This is a genomic window from Pseudomonas sp. NBRC 111143, from assembly GCF_001320965.1.
Lineage (GTDB): Bacteria > Pseudomonadota > Gammaproteobacteria > Pseudomonadales > Pseudomonadaceae > Aquipseudomonas > Aquipseudomonas machongensis.
In genome coordinates this window covers 23,199-33,656 of the sequence record NZ_BCBT01000067.1, presented here as the reverse complement: position 1 = coordinate 33,656, position 10,458 = coordinate 23,199, and the positions used below count along the sequence as shown (strand labels likewise).

At 52.1% G+C, this 10,458-nt stretch carries 15 protein-coding genes; 4 read left to right on the top strand and 11 right to left on the bottom strand.

Annotated features, from left to right (window positions below):
* From APH44_RS29520 to APH44_RS29505, 4 genes are all read left to right on the top strand, one after another.
* On the top strand, positions 1–444 hold a 444-nt coding region (locus APH44_RS29520), incomplete at its 5' end, for a site-specific integrase (RefSeq protein WP_156343795.1).
* Positions 419–2,092: a hypothetical protein gene (locus APH44_RS29515; RefSeq protein WP_082430667.1), complete on the top strand. Its 1,674-nt coding sequence runs from the start codon at positions 419–421 to the stop codon at positions 2,090–2,092. The genes APH44_RS29520 and APH44_RS29515, both read left to right, overlap by 26 nt.
* On the top strand, positions 2,089–3,984 hold the full coding sequence (locus tag APH44_RS29510) for an integrase (RefSeq protein ID WP_082430666.1): 1,896 nt from the start codon (positions 2,089–2,091) through the stop codon (positions 3,982–3,984). The genes APH44_RS29515 and APH44_RS29510 overlap by 4 nt, the downstream gene beginning before the upstream one ends.
* Positions 3,981–4,418: a TetR family transcriptional regulator gene (locus APH44_RS29505; protein WP_082430665.1), complete on the top strand. Its 438-nt coding sequence runs from the start codon at positions 3,981–3,983 to the stop codon at positions 4,416–4,418. Before APH44_RS29510 ends, APH44_RS29505 begins: the two co-directional genes overlap by 4 nt.
* Before the next feature lie 45 nt (positions 4,419–4,463).
* Here APH44_RS29505 and APH44_RS25920 read toward each other — a convergent pair whose 3' ends face one another.
* From APH44_RS25920 to APH44_RS25870, 11 genes are all read right to left on the bottom strand, one after another.
* The gene (locus APH44_RS25920; protein ID WP_177342486.1) at positions 4,464–4,709 is read right to left on the bottom strand and encodes a hypothetical protein; all 246 of its coding nucleotides are present in this window, start codon (positions 4,707–4,709) and stop codon (positions 4,464–4,466) included.
* A gap of 10 nt (positions 4,710–4,719) precedes the next feature.
* Positions 4,720–5,217 (bottom strand): hypothetical protein, encoded by a 498-nt coding sequence (locus APH44_RS30245; RefSeq protein ID WP_054895179.1) that lies wholly within the window; start codon positions 5,215–5,217, stop codon positions 4,720–4,722.
* A 203-nt stretch (positions 5,218–5,420) separates the two neighbouring features.
* Positions 5,421–6,053 (bottom strand): hypothetical protein, encoded by a 633-nt coding sequence (locus APH44_RS25910; protein ID WP_023383723.1) that lies wholly within the window; start codon positions 6,051–6,053, stop codon positions 5,421–5,423.
* Positions 6,054–6,158: 105 nt separating this feature from the next.
* A complete protein-coding gene (locus APH44_RS25905) occupies positions 6,159–6,779 on the bottom strand; it encodes a hypothetical protein (RefSeq protein ID WP_054895178.1) in 621 nt (206 codons plus the stop codon).
* Positions 6,780–7,025: a hypothetical protein gene (locus tag APH44_RS25900; protein WP_135002420.1), complete on the bottom strand. Its 246-nt coding sequence runs from the start codon at positions 7,023–7,025 to the stop codon at positions 6,780–6,782.
* A 141-nt stretch (positions 7,026–7,166) separates the two neighbouring features.
* Positions 7,167–7,697, bottom strand: a complete 531-nt coding sequence (locus tag APH44_RS25895) for a hypothetical protein (protein WP_023383720.1) — start codon at positions 7,695–7,697, stop codon at positions 7,167–7,169.
* Between the two features lie 115 nt (positions 7,698–7,812).
* Positions 7,813–8,754, bottom strand: coding sequence for a signal peptidase I (lepB, locus tag APH44_RS25890; RefSeq protein ID WP_023383719.1), 942 nt, complete (start codon positions 8,752–8,754; stop codon positions 7,813–7,815).
* Positions 8,751–9,011, bottom strand: coding sequence for a hypothetical protein (locus APH44_RS25885; RefSeq protein ID WP_023383718.1), 261 nt, complete (start codon positions 9,009–9,011; stop codon positions 8,751–8,753). Before APH44_RS25885 ends, lepB begins: the two co-directional genes overlap by 4 nt.
* Before the next feature lie 2 nt (positions 9,012–9,013).
* Positions 9,014–9,754, bottom strand: a complete 741-nt coding sequence (locus APH44_RS25880) for a hypothetical protein (protein WP_023383717.1) — start codon at positions 9,752–9,754, stop codon at positions 9,014–9,016.
* Positions 9,755–9,762: 8 nt separating this feature from the next.
* Positions 9,763–10,002 (bottom strand): hypothetical protein, encoded by a 240-nt coding sequence (locus APH44_RS25875; protein ID WP_023383716.1) that lies wholly within the window; start codon positions 10,000–10,002, stop codon positions 9,763–9,765.
* A gap of 148 nt (positions 10,003–10,150) precedes the next feature.
* Complete coding sequence (locus APH44_RS25870; protein WP_023383715.1) at positions 10,151–10,399, bottom strand: hypothetical protein; 249 nt, start codon at positions 10,397–10,399, stop codon at positions 10,151–10,153.
* Between the last annotated feature and the right edge of the window lie 59 nt (positions 10,400–10,458).

Below are 10,458 nucleotides of genomic sequence, written 5' to 3'. Positions count from 1 at the left end.
AAGACGCGGAGTGTCTATATAAGCCGCAATTTGATGTCAGAGCTGTACCGATACGTACTGAAGGTGCGGGGAGAGCGGGCCCACCTGAGCAAAACCTCACAAAGAGCACTCTTTCTCAACCGTGAAGGGAATGCATTTGGTGAAGACGGGAAAAGCCTGAATCGAATTATCAGCAATATCGGTAAGAATGCGGGAATGAAGGTTCACACGCATATGCTTCGTCATACATATGCCACGCTTACATTGCTTAGTTTGCAACGAGATCCTTTGTGCGGTGTAGATCCTTTGGTTTTCCTCCAGAGACAACTGGGGCACACCTCACTTAACACAACGATGATGTATCTCCATCTTGTAAACGAAATGGCTGATGATGCTGTTCTGGCTTATGACGACGAACTGATCGCATTGGGCAAACCTGATGACCAAGCGCAAGATCTTCCATAAGACTAACCTCTCTATTCCTGAGGTAAAGCACATACGTGCCGCTGGCAACGTACGAATATTGCCTGATGCAGTCCCTCCAGCATGCACCAAAGTCAACTTTGGACGAAATGCTACAAATTATAGAAGCTTTGACTTCGCAAGATGGTATGGCGCATCTATAGATTCGATCACCTACGCCTGCCATCGTCAGATTGAGCGATTTCTAGAAGGACAAGATAAAGAGTACTCCATTGCAACGGTGACAAGTTATTGTTCAGGAGGACTGCGATACTTCTTAGACTATTGCCTATTGAGGGCAAAAGCCTTTGAGCGAGAGCTGAGCCTAAACGACATTACTAGGGATTTAGTTGATGGCTATCTCGCCCATATTGCCGGTATGGGACTGGCATGTACTCATCAGCGCTTGCGATACTCCCTTGTCAAACCAGTCCTGGCTGCACTCGGCCGCAGGAAGTTGTTTAACCTAATTCCTCAAGGAGACTTTGCGACTTTTCCGCGCAATCCGTTCCCAAACAATAGTAGAAAATACAAAAGTGAAACAGCGCTATCAAGTTTAGAGCGCAAAGCTTTTTCGGAAGCATTGCGCAGGGCAGTGAAACCGATATGGGATAACGACGTAGTAGTCACTGCTGAAATTCTCGCACTTGCAGTGCTAGTGATCGCGCTGCACACTGGGCGAAATACTACCCCATTATTGGAAATGAATTTCGATGCCCTACAACCACATCCCAAGGATGACAAATTCTTTTTGGTGCTCTGGAAGCGTCGTGGCCACAAATACAGTCGCGTGCTACTCAATAAACAGGAGCTAGAGTCCGAGTTAGATTCAACGCCGACGGTATCTGCCAGTGTTGAGCGACTCATCAGGCGTGTGATGGATCTTACCAAAGACTTAAATGCGGATGCCCCTGATGAGCTGAAAGGTCGTGTATGGCTATTTCGATCTCGCGGCAGTAGTAATAGCGGAAAGATAACTGTATTGACTATGGGTATGCTTTCACAAGCAACACACTCTTTTGTATCTAGCAGCAACCTATTAGGGAGCGATGGAAACCCCTTACGCATCAATATTTCCCGGTTACGAAAGACCTTCGCTAACCGTATCTTCGAAATGACAAGTGGAAACATCGCAGTAACCGCTGCAGCGCTTGGCAACACCTTGCAGGTTGCAGACCGCAATTATCTGGCACCAAGTGCAGAGGCCCGCCAGCGGTGGCGATTCATGGGTGAGATCTTAGTTGAAGAGTTGCTCACTAACCGCATAGGAGCCACTCACAAAGCTACACCAGTAGGACTGTGCTCTGACCCGATTAATGGGCAGTATGCTCCGAGGCGGGAGGGCGCGACATGCATGAATTTCATGAATTGTTTGAGGTGTGAACATTACGCCGTAACATCTGAGGATTTGTTTAAACTTTTCAGCTTTTATTATCGGGTTTTAGGTGAGCGTGCGAGAATGGCCAAGCGTCGCTGGGAGCGTGAGTTCGCTCACATCCCAAGATTGATTGACAGCTATATTGTGGCCGAAGGGTTGCGAAGAGGCGCCTTCAAGGCGAAGGACGTCGAGTCGGCCCGCCAACAAGCTCGTACAAATCCTCACCCTTTCTGGTCGGTAGATCTGATTAGCACTCTGGAGGTCTTCACATGAACGAAACGACCATCTCAGAGCAGCGCTCAGTGCTACTCGCATCGAGACCGGCTGATATAAATGGTCTAACTGAAGCCGAATGCAACGCAATCATCATTAGCGCGATCCAAGTCGAGGATCAATGGGTCATAGTGAGTCGTTACTGCGACGATGTTTGGCAACTGGAAGGCATACCGAGCAATGTGCCTGCCGGGAGTAAGCGTATTAGCTTTGCACGAGTGCCTGTAGCTTTCCGGGCAGTAATGAAGGCAATTATATACCGATATATGCGGCGTGGTCGCCTTGGTTTTGTGCGCCCCAAAGGCGGTATGGTACGGCAGTTTTTTTCTTGCGTGATGCCATTTCTTCTTTACCTGGAACGACTGAACATTACGAATTTGGGGGCGATCACTCCCATGGTTTGCAATTCCTATGTAGAGCTATGCAAAGCACATCGACAAGTTGGTAAATCAAATAAACCATTGTCTCAAGGAACTCTATGCGGTCGCTTTCAAGCGATTGAAGCTCTTCATGAGCTTAGTCAGTGCACAGATCAGCCAATTCTCCAACACCCTTGGCCTGATACTTCAGCAATGAGCATGGTAGGGCTTAATGGGAGTGGAGCTCATTATAAGCAAGGTGGTAAGACTCCGCTAATTCCAGACGATATCTTCTGTAAGCTATTTCAAAAGGCTCATGAGTGCCTGGAACGGGGTCATGAATTACTTGATCTTCGGGACGCATTTTCCTCACTCGAAATGGATCGGAATAACAGGTGGTTTACGACCATAATCAAACGTAAAAATCTTTTCCTTGAGAACCACGGATGGTGCGGTGGGCTGCAAGAGTTCAATAGTGCACTAGTAGAGTTGCGAACTGCATCTTACATAATTTTAGCCAGCACGTCGGGTTGTCGACATCACGAGATTGCGAATTTGCAGTTAGGTTCACACCATCATACTCGTGACGATGAAGGAAATATTTTCCACTGGATGCGTTCTAAGTCAGAAAAAACGGGCGCAGGCATTATCAGCTGGATGATCCCTGAGGTTGCCGTTCGAGCTTTACGCCTAATGGAGCGCTGGAGCAATCCCTTAAGGGCTATGATCCATGATGAGATTGTGTGTCGGCGTCGAAATCATCCATTAGACCCAGAGATAGTCGAAGCACAAAGGCATCGCAATGCGTTATTTCTCGGTTCAAATCCCAAGCAAGGCAACAAGGTTAGAACGCTTTCTACGATGTCTCTGGGTACCGGCCTTAAAGAATTCGCAAAAACCTGTGGAGTGGACTGGAATTTAGCCAGCCACCAGTTCCGCCGCAAGTTTGCAAACTACGCAGCACACAGCAAGTTTGGGGATTTGCGATACTTGAAGGAACATTACGCGCACTGGTCTATGGACATGACACTAGGATATGCCATGGACGACAGCTGGGGCCAACACCTTGATCTAGAGCTATATGAAGAAGTTCGCTCGGAGCTAAGCAACCTCAAGACTCAGGTGGTTGATAGTTGGCTGCAAAATGAAAATCTAGGTGGTGGATATGGCGTATCATTGAAACGATGGCAACGCGACCCCCAGAACCTGCTCATATTCAAAGATCGTTCTGGCATGCTTAAATCAATTTCCGAAAGCACCTCCATTCGAAGCAACGGTCATGCGTGGTGCACAGCAGACAACATTGATTGCATTGGAAATAATCAGGAACGAACCCGCTGTAGCAACTGCAGCAACGCTGTTATTGGAAGTGAACATGTTGAACTGTATAAATCTCTCTACACCAATCTTAAAGAGCTTCTGGACTGCCACGACATTGGTGAAGGCGGACGTCTGCGCGTCAAGCGCGACTTAAACCGTTGCATAGATGTTTTAGTGCAGCTGGGTATCTCACCAGAGGGCTTTACATCATGAAGTCGAACCCTACGGTATCTAAGCATAAGCCAGCAGATGTACGCGAGAAAGAATTGAAGCTCGCCCTGTATCGTATCCAGAACGGCCGTGCTCACACAGGTGAAACGAAGGTTTCCATTGCTGCTGTAGCTCGTGAAGCAGGCGTATCAACTGCCTTGATTCACAACCATTATCCGACTATTGCAGAGACAATTCGCGACGCCCAGGGGCGATCTAGTAGAAGTATGCGGGATGACAAGCACCACGATTTAGTTCGTGAACGCAAAAAATCTGCCGGGTACCGCGATGAGATTGAAATGTTGAAAGTTCAAATAGCAAAACTTTCCTCTATTAATGAAGTTCTAGCTTCGGAGAATCGCGTGTTACGGGCTAAAGCTGCTGATCCGAAGGTGGTAGAGCTACGAAAGCATCTAAGTGGTTTAGAAAATAATTAGAGATACTAAATTGCTGAATTTGCACGCAAAAATTGTATCTAACAGTTAATGACGTTCCGGATTGCACGGCCGCTCACCTGGTTGATAGTCGGCCGTTTCCAGGTAGGCGTAAAGCTTGTAGCCGCCATCCAACTTCACAATCTGCTCTGGCAAGTGGGATGAAATCGTCTCCTTGACCAGGTCCTGAGGGATTTCATTGGCATTGGAAGAAAGCACAAGCTCGACAGCAGAGGCACTGCAAGCGCCGAATGCCGCGATGGCGAAGATGGCCAGTTTTGTCAGTCTGATCATGGGGGCTTACTCAAACAGGGTCGTTTTGGGTTGATGCGTGAGTGGCGCAATCTGCTGGAGAGATGACCTCCCCGCGTAGGTGCAACATCATCGCGTAGATAGCGACATCGAGCGGGTCTCCTTTCTCGACGTGCTCGCGCAGTTCTCTCGATAGGAAATCAGCAGGGCATGTATCGCCTTCATTCCAGCCAGCACGGCCTTTCGCCCGGCTCCTGGCCATCTTCACCTTCATGCTGAGCGCGATGGCGTCGACGGCCGCATCATCGAGCTCTGTCTCACTGAGCTGGTAGGGGGCGTTGTAAATACGAACAACAACGGCCGATCGATCAGGCACCAGTACCCGGACTTGCACCTCACCGACCTCTTCCAAGGCCGCGTGCACGCCACCGGGGTTCTCCCGATGAGCTACCCGGAGCGCATCCAGCCAGATCTCTTCTGTTGCCATGTCGCTGCCGGCTGCGCCTGCAGGCGCAGAGGCCTGGTTCTTCGCGTTGGCCAGAAACAACACGGTATTGCATGCAGGGCAAGGGGTCATCTCGTTATGGCCAATAATGGCCCCCTGGCTCGCCAGGAAGCCATATCCAGCGCATTGAACCGCCCCCCTTACTACCGCGCAGCAAGGGGTGTCGGATGGAGCTGGCCCTGGAAACGCTCCTGAGTCTTGGTGCGCTATTGAGTTCTCTACTTGCACGAATTCACCTGAGGCACCGATCAGAGGAACACCGAAGTGCTGTCCGCTGGGGGTTGTGCTTGGAATGGTTGGACTGCCGGCGATTCACCCGTCGACACTGGAGTCGATGACAGAAGCGCAGACGCTTCCTGCCGGGCTTGGTGGATGACTGCGGGATTGATTGCCTTCCAGTAGCAATAGGCTGATCGGGAGTTCTCGTGCATGGAAAGGTCACGCTTGCGCATCAAATGCTCGATCTCCGAAACCACCCAGTGGCCAGCGCCAAATGCGTGCTCCTTGCCACCGATCCAGTACTGAGCATCAGTGATCTTGAAGAGCATCTCGAAGACGGCCAGCGCCGCAACCGCCACTGGATCAGTCCTGCCCTTCAGGTGAGCCATGATCGGACCGAGAGAGCGTATATGGCCCAGGCGGAGCGAATTGGCCCAGGAAACTGCACGAGTGTGGCCCACCAGCTGGGGCAAGCTGATCTGATAGAAGCCCTTTGCTTGGGGCTTCACCAGGTCGCGGATATGGGCGCTACAATCCCCGCAGAGAGTGCTATTGGCGTAGAGGCGATCCTGCCGGCGCCCGCCCATCCCCGGAGAGGAAAAGCTGAACAGATCAACATGCCCACAAAGGCACTTGGTTGGAGCAGTAATGTGAGCCGCCATAGACACCTCCAGAAAATGCACCGGCGACAACCGCCAGAATCTTTCCGAAGCATAACACGTATGTATAATATTGGCGTTAGCGAATGCTGTGAAAATTCCCCTTTCCTAGGCCGCCGGCAGCAGCGATAGGATCAGGGGACCAAGCTCCTTGGACGTGTAGGCACCAGAGATAGCCATCTTGACACGAAACGGGATGGGTCTACGCCCTGTGCGGATCTGAATGAAATCCTCCAGGGACAGGCCGATACGGGACGCTTGCTCACTGTCACTCAGCCCCGAGATCGCTGCCAAACCATCGAAGAAGGCACTGACCAGGTCTGGTGATCCGCCGGCGTCCAGGCGATCGAAGAAACCATACACCAATGTCTCGCGGACCACCTGTGACTGTTGATTGGCCGCCTCCACTGCCTCTCGAATTGGCTCTGGCAATGCTGCGAGCAGAGTCGACAAGGTCACCTCCACACCCATCGCGCCCAGCGTGCGTATGCGCGCTGGAGGCGGCAAGGGGCGCATGTGCACTCGGCATTGGCGGATCATGGAGATGCTGATGCCAATTTCTTTGCTAAGCCGGGTATCCGCCCAGCCCTGCTCGTCGCGGAACTGGTCCATCAGCTGGGCCCAGGCAACATTGCTCAAACCGCTATCCGCCGATTCGAAAAAGAGATTGCGAGAGCTCATATTGGCTGACGCTTCGGGACTGCTGCCCCCTTCATGAAGGTCGAACATCTATTTGCTTCCGTTAGCATCTGCAGCAGCCTGGTCATCCAGCTCCACAGGAGCGGCCACGTAGGCGCGAATGATGAGGAGCAGCGCTCCACCGACAAGGCAAAGGAATACTCCCTTGAAAATCAGCTTGGGGGAGATCTCCACCAGGCCGGCGCCAACAGCCATGGTAGCCAGCAGGCCCATGACTACGACGACAAGAGCAACCACGACGCGAATGATCAGAGAGTGTGAGGAACGGCTATCCATGACTAGAGCCCTATCGATACGTAACGTGTACTGATAATACTGGATGAGCATAGATCAGCACAACGCCACGTGCGACCCCATGGAACCCATACTTCCGAGCGCAAAAAAAACCCGGGCACTTGGCCCGGGCATACAGCTGGTTTACAAACTGGCCATCCCATGCGGGATGATTGGCGAGGTAACGGTATGCAGTCCGAAACCGTTGCCCTCGATGCTTACCGAAGCAGTCTTGATGCGTATAGCACCCAGAATACCGACATCGGAATTGGAGACGATACGCTCCTGGCCAGTCTGCGTGACCGAAACAGGTTCGAAATCGGCGCCCATGTCATTGGCCAGCAACTGATTGATGCGTTTAGCCATTTCGGATGCAGCCTCGTCGGCAAGACCTTCTGCCGAAGCGGAGTCAAAGCAGATACCGATCACCTCTGCATCCGCACCAGACTCCTCGTCGTCCTGGGACAACACGACGTGGGCCGTGGCCTTCAGTTCACTGGAGCTCACCACCTCGGCGATGACTGTCGATCGATACGCTTGCTCAAGCTCAGCGAGCTCAGCGTCACGTACCGTTCCTGCAGGGTACGATCCCACCTGGTGCAGCAGGTGACCGCGGGAATCGACTGCAGCTGCTGCGAGTTGGGCGTATTTGATTGCTGTGTTATGGAAGTTCATGCGTTTCTCTCCTGAAAGGTGGGTGCAAGGCCTTGCGTTGCCTTACAAGCAGGTAATGAGAAACACGGCGTTGTATTCTTGCGTCGGTCCATGACAGGCGCTCCTTGGTTGCGAATCAGCGAGTTACTCGGCTTATATCCAATTTGCCGCTAGTGAAATCAAGATCAAAAATGGCACGACCTATGATTTCCTTATCCGTGACAAACCCCCAGTAACGGCTGTCCAGGCTATTGGGTCGATTGTCACCCAGTACGAAATAAGAATCGGCAGGAACAGTACATGCCAAGCCTGACAGATTTCTCTCACAACCGGGAATAGCAGGAAAATCAGTACTTACACCAAAGTCACTGATACCAGGGTCTTTGATCGTGCCGATTTGTAAGTCGTGAATATTCTCCAGCGCATAATCGACCTGCTTGAGCTTCCCGCTAGCTTCATCTTCGTAAGCATATGGCTTCTCGCCCACATGTACCGCCGGTACATTATTAATGGCCAATACACCGCCTTGATAAGTGATGTGGTCACCTGGCACTCCCACCACACGCTTGATGTAAGGCTTAGACGGATCGAGTGGGAATCGGAAAACCAGAACATCGCCAAATTTCGGGGGTCGACCTTGCGTGATTGGCTTCGGAACGAATGGCAATCTCATCCCGTAGGTGAACTTATCGACTACAACGACACTCCCCACCCCAAGCGTGGGGCGCATCGATGACGACGGAACAAGGTATGGTTCGGCGACAAAGGATCGGAATAGGAGCAGGAAAACGGCAACAGGCGTCAACTCCACCAGAAAGGCCACCACGCCTTGCGTGTAGTGATGCCGGCCCCTAGCTCCCCGATACCGTTCATAGACCCAGAACGGCAGGCCAAGGACTGCTGCAGTCGCGAGCAATGTCGCCATGTCCAAAAATGTGCAAAGCAAAATGTAGGGGCCGAGCACCGCGGCGGCGCACCCTAGGGAGTAAATCCAGGCTGGCCCGTGGGCCTGATACTTTTTGCGACAGAGCGCCGGAGCAGCTACGGTCAAGCCAACTCCGATCAAAAACAGGCTCATAAGTATTTGCCCATCTTTTTATGGTAACGATAGATAGCCAAGCGGCTTATGAACAGAGCAAAAAAGATACCGCCCACTGCCCAGCCAACCACCTTGACCCAGAAGCCGTAGCTGTAGGCAGGGGTGACTTTGAACTTCTCCAGGAGGAATTCAATTAAGGATCCAACCGTCCACAAGAGCGCTGCAACCACCCATCCGTTCATGAGGAGTTGGATATTGTACTTCACGCCTTTAGGCTGCTTCTGTGTAGCGAGCATGTTTACTCCGCGGCTATGAACGACCACCCTGCCCGGCTTAGCGCGCATTTGTATCCGCTCAGCGGCTTGATCAACAGAGTTGACTCAAGTGACGCAGCGATACAATCAAAGTGATAGCTGTAATATGAAGAGAGCTTTTCCACGTCCGCACTAAGGGCTCGCCAGTATGGCTCGTAATGCCGGCTGCCTAGAACGGGTGCAGTATTTTCGTATTGGAGAGGAAACGGCTGCAGGGTAAGAAGCGCCAACCGGCATTTCGAACGAAGCCAGGTACATGAAACTTCGACGATAGACTGACTCAGCTCTGACGACCTGAATTTATCGCGAACTTCCAGCCGGGTTATAACAAAGACGCTGCCAGCTTCCAGCACAGCGCCGAAGTCCTGATGGCAGGTCCTGACCAGCTCGTGAACCAGCGCCTGGACGGCCTCGCTGACCAGATCGCAAGCATCAGCCAAGGAGTATCGCTTCCCCTCTCCACTGGACAACAAAACCCCGTCCAGGATAGCGACCGGAACAGCCTCTGACTTCAATAGGAGCCAGGCTGTAACCAGTCGCACTTCACACACCGCAGAGCCATCAAATACATCCCCTGAAAGGCTCAGCTCCACGGTATAGCCACCTGCGAGCTCCACGCGCTCAACCACCCCGCGATGCATCGGAATCTCGCTGTAGAAGCCGGTATCGATCAGGCTTCGCACATACGGACGGCACCGAGTGATTTGCGTCAGGCTGGCAGACATGGTGCAGCTCAGCGCAGACCGGCGCCAGCACGAGCCTGCTCAGCTTTGGCTTTTTTACGATCGGCCATTTTCATCAGCTGTACGAAGAGCACTGCCATCACCAGGACCGCGATCAGCACGAAAGCGAGTGTGGGGGTGATGTGGCCAATCTTTGCCCACACAAACACGAAAGCCGCGAGTGCTAAGGCTGCCGGCACTTGGCCAACAATGTTCAACGTCCGCATGGCCCAGAATTGGATTTGCTGCATCTCAAGCTCCTAGATTTGATTTATAACACGTACGCATAATACTGGATGAATCAAAATACTTCTAGCCATTCGATGTCATGATGCCGCCACAAAAAAGGCCTCAGTTCACAGATATGAACCGAGGCCTTGGCCATCGACCAGGACAGGCTTACAGCGGGATGAAGATCGAGTAGAAACACACGGCCAGTGCGGCTGCGCAGAGGGCCGAGCACAGCCAGATCAGGATATTGACATCGCGCAGCGAACGGTCAGCAAAGCCCTGAATGGCCTGGACCTGCTCAGGGCCAGAGGCGTTTTTCACAGTGAAAAGAGCTTTGCGGCGGTTGATAGCGATCGAAATGATTACGGCCAGCACCACAACGGCGATACGAGCGAGCATGTCGGTAGTGATTGTCATAGCGGTTCCTCAGGTTGGGTTGGATACAGAACAGGTAGTACGATTTGACTGGCGAGAGG

What these genes read in the sequence shown, in the direction of transcription:
- APH44_RS29515 (WP_082430667.1), top strand. Translation starts at nt 419, where the DNA reads ATGACCAAGCGCAAGATCTTCCATAAGACTAACCTCTCTATTCCTGAG.
- APH44_RS29510 (WP_082430666.1), top strand. Translation starts at nt 2,089, where the DNA reads ATGAACGAAACGACCATCTCAGAGCAGCGCTCAGTGCTACTCGCATCG.
- APH44_RS29505 (WP_082430665.1), top strand. Translation starts at nt 3,981, where the DNA reads ATGAAGTCGAACCCTACGGTATCTAAGCATAAGCCAGCAGATGTACGC.
- APH44_RS25920 (WP_177342486.1), bottom strand. Translation starts at nt 4,709, where the DNA reads ATGATCAGACTGACAAAACTGGCCATCTTCGCCATCGCGGCATTCGGC.
- APH44_RS25910 (WP_023383723.1), bottom strand. Translation starts at nt 6,053, where the DNA reads ATGGCGGCTCACATTACTGCTCCAACCAAGTGCCTTTGTGGGCATGTT.
- APH44_RS25905 (WP_054895178.1), bottom strand. Translation starts at nt 6,779, where the DNA reads ATGTTCGACCTTCATGAAGGGGGCAGCAGTCCCGAAGCGTCAGCCAAT.
- APH44_RS25900 (WP_135002420.1), bottom strand. Translation starts at nt 7,025, where the DNA reads ATGGATAGCCGTTCCTCACACTCTCTGATCATTCGCGTCGTGGTTGCT.
- APH44_RS25895 (WP_023383720.1), bottom strand. Translation starts at nt 7,697, where the DNA reads ATGAACTTCCATAACACAGCAATCAAATACGCCCAACTCGCAGCAGCT.
- lepB (WP_023383719.1), bottom strand. Translation starts at nt 8,754, where the DNA reads ATGAGCCTGTTTTTGATCGGAGTTGGCTTGACCGTAGCTGCTCCGGCG.
- APH44_RS25885 (WP_023383718.1), bottom strand. Translation starts at nt 9,011, where the DNA reads ATGCTCGCTACACAGAAGCAGCCTAAAGGCGTGAAGTACAATATCCAA.
- APH44_RS25880 (WP_023383717.1), bottom strand. Translation starts at nt 9,754, where the DNA reads ATGTCTGCCAGCCTGACGCAAATCACTCGGTGCCGTCCGTATGTGCGA.
- APH44_RS25875 (WP_023383716.1), bottom strand. Translation starts at nt 10,002, where the DNA reads ATGCAGCAAATCCAATTCTGGGCCATGCGGACGTTGAACATTGTTGGC.
- APH44_RS25870 (WP_023383715.1), bottom strand. Translation starts at nt 10,399, where the DNA reads ATGACAATCACTACCGACATGCTCGCTCGTATCGCCGTTGTGGTGCTG.